The organism is Streptomyces sp. NPDC001204, from assembly GCF_053598035.1.
Window position 1 is genome coordinate 593963 of record NZ_JBSFJL010000001.1, and the last position, 17834, is coordinate 611796.

The window sequence follows — 17834 nt, forward strand, 5'->3', positions numbered from 1 at the left end:
CGCTCGGCCTCCCGGACCCGGCGGGTCCCCCACCTCATCTGATGGCAGGCATGTCAGATGACGAGTCGTACGAGCTGCTCGGGTTCGACAACGTCCTGCTGCCGGTGGGGAATCTGGGCGAGGCCGTGGGGTTCTACGGGCTGGCCGGGTTCGCGGTGGCGTTCCGTCTGGACGAGGCCGGCATCGCACTGCTGAAGGCCGGGGGCGAGACACCGGGGATCCTGCTGCGCGAGGAGGAGTTCGGGCACCGTCCGCCGCCGTGGCCCTCGCCGCGGGTGTGGCTGGAGGTGCCGGACGCGCGGGCGGCGGCGCGCGAGCTGACGAAGGCCGGGATCGACCTGCTCGACGAGCCCTTCGCCGTGGCGACCGGCTGGACCGTCGAGATCGCCGACCCGTGGGGCAACGTCCTGGGCTTCACGGACTACGGCAAACGGCCGAAGCTGGGGCGCAGGCCCTGAGGCGTCCCTTCACCACCGGACTCCCCCACCCCCGTATTGAACACGTTCAAAAACAGGTCTAGAGTCACCCCTGTCAGCGTTTTGAACGCGTTCAAAAGAAGGGGTGGGGGGGCATGGACCGCACGGTCATCGCCTACGTCATCTATCTGCTCGTCAGCATCGCCCTGACCGTCTGGGTGGCCCGCACGCTCAGCAGGAACGGGCGGATCTTCCTCGCCGACGTACTGCACGGCAACGAGAAGCTCGCCGACGCCGTGAACCACCTGCTGGTGGTCGGCTTCTACCTCGTCAACCTCGGCTTCGTCACGCTGTACCTGAGCGGCGACCAGAGCATCGACGACACACGCGGCATCTTCGAGGCCCTGTCGACGAAGCTCGGCGTGGTGCTGCTGGTGCTCGGCGTGATGCATCTGGCCAACGTGTACGTGCTGAACCGGATCCGCCGCCGCGGGGTGCTGGAGCGCGAGCAGGTCCCGCCGGTCCCGCCGCAGGACTGGGCCGCCCCCGCGGCCGGGGCGTGAGCGCGATGCCGGCCACCGCCGGCCGGGACCGGGACGCCTCCGCGCGCGTCCCGGTCCGCGGGTTGACCGTCCTGTACGACGCCGAGTGCGCGCTGTGTTCGTTCGTGCGCGACTGGCTCGCCAGGCAGCCGCAGCTGGTGCCCCTGGAACTCCTCCCGGCCGGCTCCGAGCAGGCCGGGCGGCGTTTCCCGGGCCTCGACCACCGCGCCACCCTGGACGAGGTCACGGTCGTCGGCGACTCGGGACAGGTCTACCGGGGCTCCGCCGCCTGGATCGTCGTCCTGTGGGCGCTGCGCGAGCACCGGCCGCTCTCCCACCGGCTCAGCACCCCGGCGGGCGCGCGGCTCGCCAGGGGCGCGGTGCTGGCCGCCGCCAAGTGGCGCGGCGGGCGGTGGGGCGGGGGCGCGTACCGGCGCGGGGACGGGTGGTCCTACGACCCGCAGCACGGCTGGACCTACGACCCGCCCGGCTGTGACAGCGGCGCCTGCGCCACTGGCTAGGCTCTGTCCGTGCCCGCGAAGAATGACGACGGCCCCGGTGAGGGCGTGCCCGCCAGCAAGTCCGAGCAGACCCGCGCGCTCATCCTGGAGACGGCCATGCGGCTGTTCCAGGAGCGCGGCTACGACAAGACGACCATGCGGGCCATCGCCAAGGAGGCCGGGGTCTCCGTCGGCAACGCGTACTACTACTTCGAGGGCAAGGAACACCTGATCCAGGGCTTTTACGACCGGATCGCCGCCGAGCACCGGGAGGCGGTCCGGGAGGTCCTGGCCCGGGAGACCGACCTGGAGGCACGGCTGGCGGGCGTGCTGAGGGCGTGGCTGGACACCGCCACGCCGTACCACGAGTTCGCGGTGCAGTTCTTCAAGAACGCCGCCGACCCCGACAGTCCGCTCAGCCCCTTCTCCCCCGAGTCGGAACACGCGCGCGTGGAGGCCATCGGCGTCCACAAGGAGGTGCTGTACGGCGCCAAAACCAAGGTCCCGGCGGACCTGCGGGAGGTGCTGCCCGAGCTGATGTGGCTCTCCCAGATGGGGCTCGTCCTGTACTGGATCTTCGACCGCACGGAGGGCCGCGAACGCAGCTACCGGCTGGCCGAGCGGGGCGCCCGGCTCACCGCCCGCGGGGTGTCCCTGGCCCGCTTCCGGGTCCTGCGCCCCCTGGTGCACGAGGTGCACGACCTGTTCACGGACTTCCTCCCGGGGATGACCCGAATGCTGCCGGACCCGGCGGGCAGGGGTAAGGGCACTGCGGCCGAGTGATCACTTCCGGGTGACCGGGCGCGAACGGGACACCCGGTGGGCGGCCTGCCTACGATGATGCTCTCGACACCAGCCCACGGGAGGCACGTGATGTCCGCTGCAGCCGTCGAGCAGTCCCATGGCGACCGTCCGTTGATCGCGGAAGCCAACCGGCTCATGGACCGCAATCCGGGGTATCGCGTCGAGATCATCGGAGGCCAGATCCTCGTGTCCCCGCCGCCCAACGCCGCTCATGCCCGTGCTCTGTCGAGGTTGAGGACGCTCTTCACCACCTCCGGTCTGGCCGACGGGGAGACCGAGGTCCTCGAAGGCATCGGGCTCTGGCTTCCCACGGGAGCCGAGGACTACGCGATCCCCGACCTGGTGGTCGTCGATGCCGATATCGACGACCACCTCGTCGAGAACAACTGCTACGCCCCCGTCTGCTTCCGTCTGGTCCTCGAAGTCACCTCCAGCAACTGGAAGACCGACCTGCGGAACAAGGTCAAGGCCTATGCGGGCGCCAAGATCCCGGTCTATGTGATCGTCGACCGCAAACACCAGCGCGTCCACGTTCTGACCGACCCCGCCGGCGACGACTACGAGAACCACCGCCCGTACTCCCCCGGCGAAGTCGTCCCCCTGCCCGCTGCCATCGGCGCCGAGGTCACCCTGAGCGTCGATGAGATCCTCAAGGCCGGCCAAGTGCGGACTGGTTGACCGCGTCCACCTCGTCCTCCCTCAGTTCCACATCGTGGACCAGGGGGCCGTCGGTCACGACGACATGGTGGGCGCGGGACCCGCGGGGGGAGGCCGTGGCGGCGAGCAGATAGGTGCCCGGCCCCGGCACCGCGAGGATGTACGAGCCGTCGGCCAGGGACGCCACCCGGTCCAGTTGCCGGCCGCCCTTGGACAGCAGGGTCACGGCCGCGCCGTGGACGGGCGAGCCCTCCTCGGTGCGGATGAAGCCGTGGATCACCGAAGCGGGACCCGGCTGCCGCGGGACCGGTACCTCCTCGGGCTCCTCCTTCGCCTCCACCGCCAGATGCGGCAGACGGCGCTCCAGCCACGCCGGCAGCCACCAGTTGGCCCTGCCGAACAGATGCATCGCCGCCGGCACCAGTGCCGTCCGCAGCACGAACGCGTCCAGCGCGACCGCCGCCGCCAGGCCGACGCCCGCCATCGCCGCGCCCTGGTTTCCGCTGAGGACGAAGGCGAGGAAGACGCAGACCATGATCAGGGCCGCGGAGTTGATGACCCGGCTGGTCTCGGCGAGGCCCACGCGGACCGCACGGGCGTTGTCCCGGGTGTGCACCCACTCCTCGTGCATCCGGCTCACCAGGAAGACCTGGTAGTCCATCGACAGGCCGAAGAGCAGGGACAGCATGATGACCGGCAGGAACGCCTGGATCGGTCCCTCCTTGCCGAGGCCCAGCAGGTCCAGGCCCCAGCCCCACTGGTAGATCGCCACGAGGACGCCGAAGGACGCGGCGGCGGCGACCAGGTTCATCACCGCCGCCGTCAGCGGCACCAGCAGCGAGCGGAAGGCGACCAGCAGCAGCAGGAAACCGAGGCCGACGATGGTCGCGACGAAGTACGGCAGACGGTCGCCCGTGACGGAGGCGAAGTCCTTCGAGACCGCCGTGACACCGCCGACGTGCGCCCGCGCCCCCGCCCCGGGGATCACCTCGTCGCGCAGGGTGTCGATGAGCCGGTCCGTCCGCTCCGACTGCGGCGAGGTGGTCGGGACGACCTGGATGACGGTGACGCCGTGCGCGGGCGGCAGCGCGGCCACCCGGGCCACCCCGCGGGTCTCGGCGATGCCCTTGACCAGCGCAGTGGTGTCACCGTCGGTGGAGACCACCTGGAGCGGCCCGTTGAAGCCGGGTCCGAAGCCCTCGGCCAGCAGGTCGTACGCCCTGCGGGTCGTCGTCGAGGCGTCGTCGTTGCCCTGGTCGGTGGCGCCCAGCCGCAGTGACAGCACCGGCAGCGCGAGCAGGACCATGACGACCAGCGCGAGGCCCGCGATCCAGGCGGGACGCCTCTGCACCGTGCCCGACCAGCGCGCCGCGAGCGTGCTCGCCCGCTCGTCCCGGGAGGGCCCCCCGGCCGCGAGCCGCCGCCGCTGGCGCCGGCTGAGCACGCGCGGCCCGAGGAATCCGAGCAGCGCCGGCAGCAGGGTGACGGCCGCGAGCACGCTCAGCACCACGGTGAGCGAGGTACCGATGACCACGCCGTCCAGGAAGCGCAGGCCCGTCACCAGCATCCCGGCGAGCGCGATGCACACCGTGCCGCCCGCGAACAGCACCGCCCGGCCCGAGGTGTTGAGGGCGACGACCGCCGACTCCTCCGGTTCCAGGCCGCGCAGCAGCCCGCGCCGGTGCCGGGTGACGATGAACAGCGCGTAGTCGATGCCCACGCCGAGACCGATCAGGGAGGCGAGCAGCGGGGCGATGTCGGGCACGTCCGTGACATGGCTGATCATCTGGGTGGAGAACAGGCCAATGCCGACGCCGAAGACCGCCACGGCGATCGGCAGGAGCATCGCGAAGAGCGAGCCGAAGGCGAGGAACAGCACGACCGCCGCCGCCGCGAGGCCGACCAGCTCGGACAGACCCGTGGGCGGCTGCTGGATCCGGGTGATCGCCTGGCCGCCCAACTCCACTCGCAGGCCGCTGCGTTCGGCCGCCCGCGCGGTGTCGACGACATCCTGCACGAGCTGCTTGGGCACCGCGTTCGCCCGCTCGGTGAAGGTGAGCTGCGCGTACGCGATCGTCCCGTCCCGGCTGATCTGCGCCGCGCCCCGGGCACCCGTGTACGGGCTGCTGACCGCGCCCACCCCCGGCATCCGGCCGATCTCCGCCAGGGCGGGCTCGATCCGGGCGCGCACCGACGCGTCCCGGACCGAACCCTCGTCGACCTTCCACACCACCGTGTCGGTGTCGCCCGCGGCCTTCGGGAACGCCTTCTCCATCAGGTCGTACGCGGCCTTGGAGTCCGTGTCCGGCAGGGAGAAGACGTTCGCGTAGGCCGTGCCCCCGGCGGACGCCCCCACGCCCGCCCCGAGCAGAGCCACCACCCACAGCAACAGGACCAGCAGCCGGTGCCGGTAGCACCACCGCGCCAATGTCGTCACGCTCTACGCTCCTTCATCCGGGTCCCCCGGGTCCTGGGACACCAGCATCCGCAGCGGCGGGCGCGGACGGGCGCGTGCCGCCGCGACTCTCAAGGAACTCCAAAGCATCCGCGGCCCCGCCGCCGGTCCCACCGCGGATACTGGGGACATGACCGTCAACGAGGCAGCGCACGAAGGGGCGACGGTCCTCGTCGTCGAGGACGAGGAGTCCATCGCGGACGTCCTCGCCATCGCCCTGCGCTACCACCGCTTCCAGGTGATGACCGCGGGCACGGTCCGCGAGGCGTGCGCGCTCGCCGAGCGCACCCGGCCCGACGTGGCCCTGCTCGACGTGATGCTGCCGGACGGGGACGGCCGGGCGCTGGGCCGTGAGCTGCGCACCCGCTGCCCGGACCTGGCGCTGGTCTTCGTCACCGCGCGGGACGCGCCCGCGGAGATCGTCGGGGCGCTCGGCTTCGGCGACGACTACATCACCAAGCCGTTCAACATCGACGAGGTCGTCGCCCGTGTACGGGCCGTGCTGCGCCGCACCCGCCCCGCCGACGTCCTCCCGCAGCGCCCGCCGCTGCGCTACGGCGACCTGGAGCTGGACGAGACGACGTACTCGGCGCACCGCGCGGGCCGTGCGGTCGAGCTCACCCCCACCGAGTACGCGCTGCTGCGCTTCCTGGTGCGCAACGGCGGCCGGGTCGTGCCCAAGGAGCAACTCCTCAGGCACGTCTGGCAGTACGAGCACACACCGCCCGAGTCGACCGTCGTCGAGACCTACATCAGCTATCTGCGCCGCAAGCTGGACACGCTCGGACCGCCGCTGATCACGACCCGGCGGGGCGTGGGATACGGGCTGGCATGAGGCCGCGCGGGCCGCGTCCGCGGCGCCGCCGGCACGGGATCCACTCCCTGCGCGGCAAGCTGACCCTGGCGAACGTCGGACTGCTCGCCGTGGGCGTCGTGGTGGCGACCGCCGCGAGTCTGATGGGCATGCGGCACTACCTGCTCGGCCAGATCGACACCCAGCTGATCAAGACCCGTGATTCCGTGGCGGACTCCCGGCTCACCATGCGGCAGATCGACTCGCTGGCCGCGCTGACCCTCATCCGGGACCACTTCGTACAGCCCACCGTCAACACGCCCCGGCCGGAATCCGTCTTCACCGCGGTCGGCAGCGGCGGCGAGGCCGTGCCCATCGCCGGCTTCGCGCCGACCGATGCCCAGCGGGCCCTGGCCGCCGCGATCGGCGACCCGCACGCGCTCGCCGCCGACCCGGCACCTCACGAGGTGACGCTGCACGGCGCCACCTACCGGGCGACCTCCGCCCGTCTGACGGACGGCAACTACCTGGTGTTCGCCACCTCCACCGACGCGCTGCACCAGGGCATCGCCAAGGCCCTCAGACTGGACCTGGGCGTCGGCACCCTGCTGCTGGCGCTGCTCGCCTGCCTGACGATGTTCAGCGTGCGCCGCCGGATGCGGCCGCTGGAGGACATGGTGGAGACCTCCTCGGCCATCGCCGAGGGCGACCTGACGCGGCGTGTGCCCTCCAGTCACCATCCCACCCAGGAGGTGGAGCAGCTGCGCGTCGCGCTGAACTCCATGCTGCACCAGGTGGAGTCGGCGTACCGCACGCGCGAGCGCAGCGCGGCCCAGCTGCGCCGCTTCGTCGCCGACGCCTCGCACGAGCTGCGCACCCCGCTGTCGGCGATACGCGGCTACCTCCAGCTGTACGAGAAGGGGATGCTGACCGAACCGGACGAGCGCGCACGCGCCTGGGACCGGATGAACGCCGAGGTGGACCGCATGGGTCGGCTCGTCGACGAACTGCTCACCCTGGCCCGCCTGGACCAGCGGCCGCGGCTGCGGCTGCGGAACGTCGACGTCGTCCGGCTGGTGCGGGACGCCGCCGAGGACCTGCGCGCACAGCAGCCGGAGCGGCCCGTGACGGTCGGCGCCGAGGGCGTCCTCCTCGTGCACGCAGACGAGTCGGGGCTGCGGCAGGTGCTCGGCAACCTGGTGGCCAACGTGCGCGTCCACACACCCGCCGGCGTTCCGGTGCGGCTCACCGCGGAGCGCGCCGACGGTGCCGTACGGCTGTGTGTGCGGGACAAGGGGCCGGGGCTGACCGAGGAGGACGCGGCGCGTGTCTTCGACCGCTTCTTCCGCGCGGGCGGCGGCGCGGGCAGCGGCCTCGGCATGGCCATCGTCCAGGGGGTGGCGGAAGCGCACGGCGGGCAGGTGGCCGTCCGCACGCGCCCCGGTGAGGGGTTCGCGGTGACGGTCACGCTGCCCGCGCAGGCCCGGTCGTAGCGATCAGATCCAGCCGAGCTTCCAGAGCCGGAAGATGCCCGTGCCGTCCGACAGGTACTGGCCGCCGCCGACGTCCTCGCTGCTGACCACGTACTCCTTGCGCTGCCACAGCGGGATCAGCGGCACATCGGTGGCGACGTTCGTCTGGAGGCTGCGGAAGTCCGTGGCGATCCGGCCCCGGTCGGCCAACTGCCGGGTGTCCCGGATGAGGCCGTCGACGGTCTTGCTGCTGTAGCCGGTGTTCATGGTGCTGTCGGTGCCGACGAGGGCGGAGCCGAAGGTGTCGGGGTCCGGGTAGTCGGCGACCCAGCCGACCGCGTACGCGTCGAGCTTGCCGCCCGCCCAGCGCTTCTGGAAGTCGGACCACTCGTAGCCCTTGGCGTCGACCTTGAACAGGCCGCTGGCCTCCAGCTGCCGCTTGAGCTCTTCGGCCTCCTCGCCTGCGGCGCCGCGCCCCTTGCCGTAGCCGTAGGTGAACCGCACCGGGATCGACACGCCGGCCTCGGTCAGCAACTCGCGGGCCTTCTCGGTGCTCTGCGCCGGGTAGGCGTCGAAGAACGCCGTGTTGTGGCCCGTGATGCCGGCCGGGATCAGCGAGTACAGCGCGTCCACGGTCCCGTCGTACACGGTGCTGGCCAGCTGCTCCCGGTTGATCAGCCAGGCGATGGCCTGCCGGACGCGGGTGTCGTGCAGCGGCGAGGAGGCACGGGTGTTGAGGTACAGGTTGCGGGTCTCGGCGCTGTCGGACACGGACACGCGCATCCTGGGGTCGCTCGGGTTGAGTCCGGCGAGGAGCTTCGGGGGCAGGTTGCGCGTGGCGACGTCGACCTGCTTGCCGCCCCAGGCCTTCTCGAGCTCGGCCGGGCTGTCGAAGTAGCGCAGTTCGACCGGTCGCCCGGTGCTGCTGATGGCGCCCTTGTAGGAGCCGTTCGGCGTCAGCTGCGCGCTCTTGTCCTTGGCGTATCCCTTGAGCCCGTACGGCCCGGTGCCGTCGACCGCGGTGCCGGTGCGCAGCCCGTTGGCGGGGTAGCGGGTGTGGTCGACGATGGAGCCGGCGCCCGTGGCCACCTTCAGCGGGAAGGTGGCGTCCGCGGCCGACAGGTGGAAGGTGACGGTCATGCCGCCGGCCTCCACCGAACCGAGGGTCGACAGCAGCGAGGCGGGGCCGACGTCGGAGTTGACCTTCTTGATGCGGTCGAACGAGAACTTCACGTCCTCGGCGTCCATCGCGCGTCCGCTGGGGAACTTGATGCCCTCGCGCAGTTCGCAGCGGTAGGTGCGCAGTCCGCTGCCGACGAAGCCGCAGCTCTTGGCCGCGTCCGGCACGGGCTGGACACCGCCCGGCTCGAAGGTCAGCAGGGACTGGAACACGTTGCTGAACAGTGCCCAGGAGCCCGCGTCGTACGCTCCCGCCGGATCCAGCGACGTGACGGCGTCCGTCGTGCCCACGACGATCGTCTTGCCATTGTCGTCCTTCGACGGCAGCAACTGCCAGCCGCCCACCCCCACGACCGCCAGCACGAGCAGCGTCGTGAGGATCCGCATGCGAACCGATCGCATCCGTACCCTCCCCAGGCCCCTTTTGGGCCCTTCTGCATATGCCACACACCTGAGTGGCGCCGTTACCTAATCACACACTTTTCGCCAGAGGGAAACCGGGTCTGGGGAGAATGCGAAGAAGTTACGAAGACTTGTTGTTCGAGTGTTTCGAGGGTGGTTCCGGGACTCCGGAAGGACTCTAGGCCTGCTTCGAGGCGAGCTGGACGACGGTGATGTCGGAGGGGGCGCCGACCCGTGTCGGCGGGCCCCACGCGCCCGCGCCGCGGCTGACGTACAACTGGGTGTCCCCGTAGCGCTCCAGGCCCGCGACGGTCGGGTTGGCGGCGGCCGCGAGGAGGCTGCCGGGCCAGAGCTGGCCACCGTGGGTGTGGCCGGAGAGCTGGAGGTCCACACCGTGCCGGACGGCCTCGTGGATCTGTACCGGCTGGTGGGCGAGCAGCACGCACGCGCGTGCCGTGTCGCGGTCGCCGAGCGCCCGCTCGAAGTCGGGGCCCTGCCCCTCGCTCTCGCCCCGTACGTCGTTGACGCCGGCCAGGTCGAAGGCGGGCATCTCGGTGCGCGCGTTCTCCAGGGGGTGCAGGCCGAGACGCCGCACCTCCTCCACCCACTGCTCGGCACCGGAGAAGTACTCGTGGTTGCCCGTGACGAAGTACGCCCCGTGCCGCGCCCGGAGCCCGGCCAGCGGTGCCGCCGCGGGCCCGAGGTCCTTCACGCTGCCGTCCACCAGGTCCCCGACGACGGCGATGAGGTCCGGCTGGGTCGCGTTGACCGTGTCGACGACCTTCTGCGCGAAGCCGCGTCCGAGGACGGGACCGAGGTGGACGTCACTGACGACGGCGATCCGGAACCCGTGCGCCGCCCGCGGCAGTTTCGCCAGCGGCACGGTGACCCGCTTCACCCGCGGCCCGCGCAGCACCCCGTAGGTCCCGTGTCCCACAGTCCCCAGGGCGACCGCGGCGGCGCCTCCGGCGACCACCCGGGACACGAACAGCCGCCGGCTGGGGAGGTCGCGCGGGGACGGCGGCGCGGCCTCCGCGGACGGGACCGGACGGCCGGGGGCCGGTGCGGCCTTGAGCCCGGGCTCGGGTTCGGCAGGACCGGCGGCCGCCGTCTTCGCCTCGTCCACCGCCAGACGACCGGAACCGGACTGCGTCTCGACGGCGGGGAGCGGCACACGGCTGAGCACCGGCTCGGCCGCGGACGACGGCTCCGCGGCGAACGACGGCTCCACGACGGAGGGTGACTCGTCGGCGGACCGCGCCTCAGCGGTCCGCGTCTCGCGCGCGGGCGCCTGCGCGGCGGAGAGCGGGCCACCCGGATCGGGGGCGGGTTCCCTGGGCCGAGCGGGCAGGAAACGGCGCAGGACCGGTCGGAGGGGCTCGGTCGCCAGGGTGGCCAGCAACAGGTACAGCACCAGGGCGAGCCAGAGGAAGCCGGGCCAGGCCAGGGTGCGCTGGAGCCAGAAGGGGGCCCCGGCGCGTTCGGCGACGAGGGCCCCGACGGCCAGGAGCCAGCCGCCCGCGATCAGGACCGCGCCCGCGCGGCGCGCCCGACCGGGACCGCGGGTGGTGTCACGGAACAGGCGGCGCCACAGGTACCAGTTGGCCGCCACCACCCCGGTGACCACGAGCAGCGCCACGAGCACGAGGACGACCACCATGCCGCCTGTTCCTTCCGCCTGTTGCCTGTGCCGGCCCCTGCCCCTGCCAAAGGCCCCGTGGAGCTGTCCGGAACGCTACGACGTCCGGCGCAGTGCGCGCAGTCCGCGCAACCCGATGACCCCGATGACCGTCCCCAATACGAAGGAGACGACGGCGAGCGCCAGGTGCACCCAGAAGTACGCCGTCGGCTGCCCGTGGTCGAACGCGAGACCGCTGCCGTCCTTGACGAGATTCTTGACGAAAGTGACCCAGATGACCCAGCTCCACACCCCGAAGGCGAGCAGGAACCAGGAGACGGGGCGGCTGAGCTTCATACGTTCAGTATCGCTGTCCGGGGCCCGGCTCCGCGTCCGGGGTGGGAGGCCGGGAGGGACGTCACTGCCCGCGCCCTGTACGTTTCCGACCGTGCCCGCACCCAATAAGATCATCAGGCGATCGCCGGTGGTCACTTCCGCCACCCTGCTGTCCGCGCTGTCCGTGTTGTCCGTTCCGCTGGCCGCGCCCCCCGCTCTCGCAGCGCCGGTCCCGTCGGCCGCGCCCCCGGCCCGGATGTCCACCGTGGGCGGCGCCCGCCTGGGACTGCCCGGCACACAGGTCGACCTGGGCGACGGCGCGCCCGTGCTGCCCAAGGACCTCTCCGCGCGCTCCTGGATCGTGGCCGACGCCGAGTCCGGCGCGGTGCTCGCCGCGCACAACGCGCACTGGCGGCTGCCTCCGGCCAGCACGCTGAAGATGCTGTTCGCCGACACCGTGCTGCCGAAGTTCCCCCGGACGCAGACGCACAAGGTCGCCCCGGCCGATCTGGCCGACGTGGGCGCCGGGTCCAGCCTGGTCGGCATCAAGGAGAAGGAGACCTACACGGTCCACGACCTGTGGCTGGGCGTCTTCCTGCGCTCCGGCAACGACGCCGTGCACGTGCTCTCCGCGATGAACGGCGGGGTAGGGCCGACCGTGGAGGACATGAACGCGCACGCGCAGGAACTCCAGGCGCTCGACACGCACGTGGTGAGCCCGGACGGCTACGACGCCAAGGACCAGGTCTCGTCGGCGTACGACCTCACGCTGTTCGCCCGCTCGGGGATGCAGAAGAAGGACTTCCGCGAGTACTGCTCGACCGTGCGGGCGTCGTTCCCGGGCGAGACGAAGAAGAACAAGAAGGGCAAGACCTCCCGCGGCTCCTTCGAGATCCAGAACACCAACCGGCTGCTGAGCGGCGACTACGACGTCTCGGTCTACCAGGGCATCGCGGGCGTGAAGAACGGCAACACCACCCACGCGGGAGCCACCTTCACCGGAGTCGCCGAGCGCGACGGCAGGGTGCTGCTCGTGACCGTGATGAACCCGGAGAAGAAGGACCACAACGAGGTCTACAAGGAGAGCGCCAAGCTCTTCGACTGGGGCTTCGCCTCCCTGGACAAGGCGCGCCCGGTGGGTGAGCTGGTGCCGCCCAGGAGCGCCGCCCAGGCGAAGAGCCGGCCGGCCACCGGGCCCTCCGCGGGCCGGACCGACGGCGGCTCGTCCCCCGCGGCCGAGGCGAGCGCGTCCGACGGGAACGGCTCCAGCGGGGTGGGGATCGCCCTCGGGGTCGCCGGTGGCGCGCTGGCGCTGCTCGCGGCCGGCGTCTTCCTGGTCAACCGCCGCTGGCCGCTGCCGGACCTGATGCGCCGCCGGACCCGCCCCTGAGATCGACGGCCCGGCCGTCGTCGCCGCCCCCGTCCTCGCCGGACGCGCCGTTCCCCTCGCCCGTACCGCTCTGCGTCGCCGTCCAGGCGGCGCAGTACAGGACCAGCTTGGACGTGAAGTTGATCCACAGCAGCAGGGCGACGGGGACCCCGAAGGCGCCGTACATGCTCTTCGCCGCCACCCCCTGGATGTAGCCGCTCAGCAGCAGCTTCAGCAGTTCGAAGCCGACCGCGCCGAGCAGCGCGGCGACCAGCAGCCGGTGGCGTGGCGGCTCGACGCCGGGCAGCAGGGTGAGGACGTACAGCAGCACCAGGAAGTCGGCCAGTACGGCGACCGCGAACGCGATGATCCGCAACAGGACGCTGCCCCAGCCCTGTTCGGCGAGCCCGATCTGCCGGGAGAGATAGCCGACGGCGGCCGAGGCGACGGTGGACACGGCGAGCGTGACCAGCATCGCGCCACCGAGGCCGATCAGGACACCCGCGTCCTTCACCCTGCTCATCAGCGGGTTCTCCTCCGGGTCGGGCAGTTCCCAGACCGCGCGCAGGCAGTCCCGCATCTGGCCGACCCAGTTGATGCCGGTCAGCAGCAGGACGGCACCGGCGATGAGCCCGACCGTCCCGGCGTTCTGCACCAGGGCGCTGATGTCCAGCTGCCTGCCCAGGCCCGGGAACTGCTGGACGATCTTGTCCTGGAGCGTGTGCTGCCGCTGCGGACTGAGCGTGGCGGCGCCGATGGCGGCGGCCACCGTCAGCAGCGGGAACAGCGCGATGAAGCTGATGAACGTCATGGCGGCGGCCAGTCGCGACCACTTGACCCGGTCCAGACGCTCGTACGACCGCCACGCGTGCGTGGTCATCAGGCGGGCCACCCATGGCCCGACGACGGGGAGCTTCTTCAGCCAGTCCATGATCGGACTGTGCCCGCTCGGCGGCCACGTGAACACCGCGTTTCTGCGTCAAAACACGCATAACCGGACGATACAGTCGTCAGCCGTGAAGGATGCCTCCGGTCTCTCTCGTCTCCCCCGGTCCCTGCTCGTCCTCGGCGGCACCTCCGAGATCGCCCTGGCCACCGTGCGCCGTCTGATCGCGCGCCGCACCCGCACCGTGTGGCTGGCGGGCCGCCCGTCACCGGCCCTGGAGGAGGCGGCCGCGCATCTGCGCGGCCTGGGAGTGGAGGTGCGCACCGCCCCCTTCGACGCGCTCGACTGCGCGTCCCACGAGACCGTCCTCGGCAAGGTCTTCGCCGAAGCCCGTATCGACCTGGTGCTGCTGGCCTTCGGCGTCCTCGGCGACCAGGCGTACGACGAACGGGCGCCGCTGAACGCGGTCCGGGTCGCGCAGACCAACTACACGGGGGCGGTGTCCGCGGGGCTGGTGGCCGGGATGGCCCTGCAGAACCAGGCGCACGGCTCGCTGGTGGTGCTCTCCTCGGCCGCCGGTGAACGCGCCCGCCGCGCGGACTTCATCTACGGCTCCAGCAAGGCCGGTCTGGACACCTTCACCCAGGGCCTGGGCGACGCGCTGTACGGCACCGGGGTGCACGTCATGGTCGTACGCCCCGGGTTCGTACGTTCGAGGGCGACCGCCGGCCGCGAGGCCGAACCCTTCACCGTCACCCCGGAGCAGGTCGCCACCGCCGTCGAACTCGGCCTGCGCAGACGCTCGGAGACGGTGTGGGTGCCCGGTGTGCTCCGGGTGGTGACGTCCGTAGTGCGGCATCTGCCGCGCGCGGTCTTCCGGCGGCTGCCGCTGTAACCGCGGCTTCGGCGGCTCTGTTCGCCACGGAGCGGGCCCGTCCCTGCCGGGCGGGCGGCGTGCCTACGGAGGCGGCACGCCCACCGGGGGGCGGCGTGCCTACCTGGCGGGCAGCGTGCCGCGGTCCGCGGGAGCCGCCTGCGGGGGCACCACCGCACTGCCGCCGAAGCCGAACTCCCGCAGTTTGCGCCACACCCCGTCGGCGCCCTGTTCGTGCAGGGCGAACCCGGTGCACGGCCACTCGGCCTCGTACTCGGCGAGCTCCTCGAAGGCGAGGTCCATCGCCGCGTCGTCGATGCCGTGCGCCACCGTCACATGCGGGTGGTAGGGGAACTGGAGTTCGCGCGCCACGGGCCCGGAGGCGTCGCGGACCTGCTTCTGCAGCCACGCGCACGCCTCGGCGCCCTCGACGACCCGTACGTAGACCACCGGGGACAGCGGCCGGAAGGTGTCCGTGCCGGACAGCCGCATGGTGAAGGGGCGCCCGGCCGCGGCCACCTCCGTCAGATGGGCCTCGACGACCGGCAGCTCCGCGGACTCGACCTCCGTCGGCGGCAGCAGGGTGACGTGCGTGGGGATGCCGTGAGCCGCGGCGTCGCCGAAGCCCGCGCGCCGCTGCTGGAGCAGGCTGCCGTGGGGCTCCGGGACCGCGATCGACACGCCGATCGTTACGGTCCCCACGTCGTCTCCTTCGTCGTGCCGGATGGGTCTTCTGTTTCGTTCTCAGCCGTTTCGTCACCGCCGTCCGGCTATGACTGTACGACCACGGCACCGTTGTGGGCAGGCGCAGCCACAGTGATGTGCAGCGCTCTGCCCGGACGGCGCGCGTGTGCGGTGGTGCGCCTCAGTGCTTGGCGGGCAGGAAACCCACCCGCTCGTACGCCTGGGAGAGGGTCTCCGCGGCGACCGCGCGCGCCTTCTCCGCGCCCTTGGCCAGGATCGAGTCCAGGGTCTCCGGGTCGTCCAGGTACTGCTGGGTCCGCTCCCGGAACGGCGTCACGAACTCGACCATGACCTCGGCGAGGTCCGTCTTGAGCGCACCGTAGCCCTTGCCGGCGTACTTCTCCTCCAGTTCGCCGATACCCGCCCCGGTCAGCGTCGAATAGATCGTCAGGAGGTTGCTGACGCCCGCCTTGGTCTCCGGGTCGTAGCGGACGACGGTGTCGGTGTCCGTGACCGCGCTCTTGACCTTCTTGGCGGTGGCCTTCGGATCGTCCAGCAGATTGATGAGGCCCTTCGGCGTGGACGCCGACTTGCTCATCTTGATCGTCGGGTCCTGGAGGTCGTAGATCTTCGCCGTCTCCTTGAGGATGTACGCGCCCGGGACGGTGAAGGTCCGGCCGAAGCGGCCGTTGAAACGCTCGGCGAGGTCGCGGGTGAGTTCGATGTGCTGGCGCTGGTCCTCGCCCACCGGCACCTCGTTGGCCTGGTAGAGCAGGATGTCGGCGACCTGGAGGATCGGGTACGTGAACAGGCCGACAGAGGTCCGGTCGGCGCCCTGCTTGAGGGACTTGTCCTTGAACTGGGTCATGCGGCCGGCCTCGCCGAAGCCGGTGAGGCAGTTCATGACCCAGGCGAGCTGGGCGTGCTCGGGGACGTGGCTCTGGACGAACAGCGTGCAGCGGGCCGGGTCCAGCCCCGCGGCCAGGAGCTGGGCGGCGGCGAGCCGGGTGTTGGCACGCAGCTCGGCCGGTTCCTGCGGGACCGTGATCGCGTGCAGGTCGACGACCATGTAGAAGGCGTCGTGGGTCTCCTGAAGGGCCACCCACTGACGGACGGCGCCGAGGTAATTGCCGAGGTGGAACGATCCGGCGGTGGGCTGGATTCCGGAGAGCACGCGGGGTCGGTCAGTCGCCATGCTCACCATTCTCTCAGGTACGGGGGCCCGATCCGGAACCGGCTGGAAACAGGTGGGAACCGAATCGTCCCGCGCGGTGTAACAAGGGTGTGAGAACGCGGGAGGGGGGCCGCATCGTCGATGAGGCCGCGGTGATCGCACGCGTACGCGCCGGAGAGCCGGAGGCGTACGCGGAGCTGGTGCGGGCCCATACGGGCATCGCGCTCAGGGCGGCCACCGCGCTCGGGGCGGGGGCGGACGCGGAGGACGTGGTGCAGCAGGCCTTCGTCAAGGCGTACTGCGCCCTGGGCCGGTTCAGGGACGGCTCGTCCTTCAAGCCGTGGCTGCTGTCGATCGTCGCCAATGAGACGAGGAACACAGTGCGCGCCGCGGCCCGGCGGCGCACGCTCGCCGGCCGGGAGGCGGCGTTCGTGGGGGCCGAGCCGCTGATACCGGAGTCGGCGGATCCCGCAATGGCGACGCTGCGCACGGAGCGCCGCGCCGCCCTGCTGGCCGCGCTGGAACAGCTGAGCGAGGAGCACCGTCTGGTCGTCACCTACCGCTATCTGCTGGAGATGGACGAGTCGGAGACCGCCCAGGCCCTGGGCTGGCCCCGCGGCACGGTGAAGTCCCGTCTCAACCGCGCCCTGCGCAAGCTGGGCCGGCTGCTGCCGGACGTCCGGTCCCGGGAAGGAGGTGAGGAGCGTGCGTGAACAGGAGGGGGCGGGGACCCCCGGGCTGCCGGAGGAGCTGCGCGCGCTCGGGCGGTCGCTGGACGCGCCCGGGGCGGCGGGTCCGGCGGCGGGATCCGAGTCGATGGTGGAGCGGGTCCTTCAGCAGATACTGGCCGATCAGGTGCCGGTCCCGGTGGCCGAGCCGGCGGGCGCCGGTGAGCGGCTGCGGGCGGTGCGGCGCTGGACGCGGACGCGATGGCGTTCGCTGACGGCGGCCCTGTGCGGCCTGCTGACGGTCCTCGCGCTCACTCCCCCGGTGCGGGCGGCGGTCCTCGACTGGTTCGGCTTCGCCGGCGTCGAGGTGCGGTACGACCCGTCGGCGATGCCCTCACCCGGCGCCGAGGTTCCCGGCTGCGGCCGCTCGCTGTCCCTGGAGCAGGCCCGGCGGCAGGCCGGTTTCGAGCCCCTGGTGCCGGACGCGCTCGGCGTGCCGGACGCGGTGACGGTGACCGACGAGCCGCGGGGGCGGTTCCTGGTGACCCTGTGCTGGCACGAACAGGGTCGGACGATACGGCTCGACGAGTTCCCGGAGCGGCTGGACGTCAGCTTCGTCAAGAGCCTGCGGGAACCACCGGAGTGGATCCCGCTGGACACGACGTCGGCCGATGGCGTTCAGGACACCGCCCTGTGGTTCCCGAAGCCGCATCTGCTCGGCTTCTGGCTGATGGACGCCGACGGCCACCGCTTCACCCGGAGCGAGCGAACCGCCGGTCCGACCCTGCTGTGGATGCGCGGGAGGGGCGACGACGCCGTGACGCTCCGGCTGGAGGGAGTGGCGTCGAAGGCGCGCGCGACGCGGATCGCCCGGTCGGACGTGCTGGAGTCCGGGACTTCCGGGCGGCCTTCGGCTAGGCGAACCTGACCGGACAGGTTGGTGACGCGGGGTGGGAACCCGGGCCGGCCGGGCGGTGTACCAGAAGTGATGCGCGGCCCGGGGCG

18 protein-coding genes are annotated in these 17834 nt (G+C 71.7%); 11 read left to right on the forward strand and 7 right to left on the reverse strand.

All coding sequences use genetic code 11. The features are described 5' to 3' along the window. The first annotated feature begins 50 nt into the window (after positions 1-50). The 5 genes from ACWC91_RS02715 to ACWC91_RS02735 all read left to right on the forward strand — a co-directional run bounded on the left by ACWC91_RS02715 (position 51) and on the right by ACWC91_RS02735 (position 2940). Entirely contained in the window at positions 51-458 is a 408-nt protein-coding gene (locus tag ACWC91_RS02715; RefSeq protein ID WP_450643101.1) for a VOC family protein, read from the forward strand. 113 nt (positions 459-571) lie between these two features. Further along, complete coding sequence (locus ACWC91_RS02720) at positions 572-979, forward strand: hypothetical protein (RefSeq protein WP_225078974.1); 408 nt, start codon at positions 572-574, stop codon at positions 977-979. A 5-nt stretch (positions 980-984) separates the two neighbouring features. Next, positions 985-1479 carry a thiol-disulfide oxidoreductase DCC family protein gene (locus ACWC91_RS02725; protein ID WP_225078975.1) on the forward strand — a complete coding sequence of 165 codons (495 nt, stop codon included), beginning with the start codon at positions 985-987 and terminating at the stop codon, positions 1477-1479. A 9-nt stretch (positions 1480-1488) separates the two neighbouring features. Next, positions 1489-2241, forward strand: a complete 753-nt coding sequence (locus ACWC91_RS02730; RefSeq protein WP_450643103.1) for a TetR family transcriptional regulator — start codon at positions 1489-1491, stop codon at positions 2239-2241. Between the two features lie 90 nt (positions 2242-2331). Beyond that, positions 2332-2940 carry a Uma2 family endonuclease gene (locus tag ACWC91_RS02735; RefSeq protein ID WP_450643104.1) on the forward strand — a complete coding sequence of 203 codons (609 nt, stop codon included), beginning with the start codon at positions 2332-2334 and terminating at the stop codon, positions 2938-2940. Here the strand turns inward: ACWC91_RS02735 and ACWC91_RS02740 are convergent. Further along, entirely contained in the window at positions 2912-5347 is a 2436-nt protein-coding gene (locus tag ACWC91_RS02740) for an MMPL family transporter (protein WP_450643115.1), read from the reverse strand. The genes ACWC91_RS02735 and ACWC91_RS02740 overlap by 29 nt on opposite strands. A 157-nt stretch (positions 5348-5504) precedes the next feature. On the opposite strand from ACWC91_RS02740, the gene ACWC91_RS02745 reads away from it, so the two are divergent. Then, positions 5505-6209 (forward strand): response regulator transcription factor, encoded by a 705-nt coding sequence (locus ACWC91_RS02745; protein WP_225078978.1) that lies wholly within the window; start codon positions 5505-5507, stop codon positions 6207-6209. Beyond that, positions 6206-7660 (forward strand): sensor histidine kinase, encoded by a 1455-nt coding sequence (locus ACWC91_RS02750; RefSeq protein WP_450643105.1) that lies wholly within the window; start codon positions 6206-6208, stop codon positions 7658-7660. The genes ACWC91_RS02745 and ACWC91_RS02750 overlap by 4 nt, the downstream gene beginning before the upstream one ends. Positions 7661-7663: 3 nt before the next feature. On the opposite strand, the gene ACWC91_RS02755 is transcribed toward ACWC91_RS02750, so the two are convergent. From ACWC91_RS02755 to ACWC91_RS02765, 3 genes are all read right to left on the reverse strand, one after another. After that, on the reverse strand, positions 7664-9220 hold the full coding sequence (locus ACWC91_RS02755; protein WP_281156151.1) for an ABC transporter substrate-binding protein: 1557 nt from the start codon (positions 9218-9220) through the stop codon (positions 7664-7666). 178 nt (positions 9221-9398) lie between these two features. Beyond that, positions 9399-10880, reverse strand: coding sequence for a metallophosphoesterase (locus ACWC91_RS02760; protein WP_450643106.1), 1482 nt, complete (start codon positions 10878-10880; stop codon positions 9399-9401). 75 nt (positions 10881-10955) lie between these two features. After that, entirely contained in the window at positions 10956-11195 is a 240-nt protein-coding gene (locus tag ACWC91_RS02765; RefSeq protein WP_225078982.1) for an SCO4848 family membrane protein, read from the reverse strand. Between the two features lie 91 nt (positions 11196-11286). On the opposite strand from ACWC91_RS02765, the gene ACWC91_RS02770 reads away from it, so the two are divergent. Further along, complete coding sequence (locus tag ACWC91_RS02770) at positions 11287-12564, forward strand: D-alanyl-D-alanine carboxypeptidase family protein (protein ID WP_450643107.1); 1278 nt, start codon at positions 11287-11289, stop codon at positions 12562-12564. Here the strand turns inward: ACWC91_RS02770 and ACWC91_RS02775 are convergent. Further along, positions 12512-13474, reverse strand: coding sequence for a YihY/virulence factor BrkB family protein (locus tag ACWC91_RS02775; protein ID WP_376504194.1), 963 nt, complete (start codon positions 13472-13474; stop codon positions 12512-12514). The two genes, ACWC91_RS02770 and ACWC91_RS02775, sit on opposite strands and share 53 nt — an antisense overlap. An 85-nt stretch (positions 13475-13559) precedes the next feature. On the opposite strand from ACWC91_RS02775, the gene ACWC91_RS02780 reads away from it, so the two are divergent. Continuing rightward, complete coding sequence (locus ACWC91_RS02780) at positions 13560-14324, forward strand: SDR family NAD(P)-dependent oxidoreductase (RefSeq protein WP_225078985.1); 765 nt, start codon at positions 13560-13562, stop codon at positions 14322-14324. A gap of 99 nt (positions 14325-14423) precedes the next feature. Here the strand turns inward: ACWC91_RS02780 and ACWC91_RS02785 are convergent, their stop codons facing one another. Continuing rightward, positions 14424-15005, reverse strand: coding sequence for a 2'-5' RNA ligase family protein (locus ACWC91_RS02785; protein ID WP_225078986.1), 582 nt, complete (start codon positions 15003-15005; stop codon positions 14424-14426). Positions 15006-15168: 163 nt separating this feature from the next. Next, positions 15169-16182: a tryptophan--tRNA ligase gene (trpS, locus tag ACWC91_RS02790; RefSeq protein WP_450643109.1), complete on the reverse strand. Its 1014-nt coding sequence runs from the start codon at positions 16180-16182 to the stop codon at positions 15169-15171. A gap of 131 nt (positions 16183-16313) precedes the next feature. Between trpS and ACWC91_RS02795 the strand changes: the two genes are divergently transcribed. After that, positions 16314-16874 carry an RNA polymerase sigma factor gene (locus ACWC91_RS02795; protein ID WP_225078988.1) on the forward strand — a complete coding sequence of 187 codons (561 nt, stop codon included), beginning with the start codon at positions 16314-16316 and terminating at the stop codon, positions 16872-16874. Further along, complete coding sequence (locus ACWC91_RS02800) at positions 16858-17757, forward strand: hypothetical protein (protein WP_450643111.1); 900 nt, start codon at positions 16858-16860, stop codon at positions 17755-17757. Before ACWC91_RS02795 ends, ACWC91_RS02800 begins: the two co-directional genes overlap by 17 nt. The last annotated feature ends 77 nt before the right edge of the window (positions 17758-17834 follow it).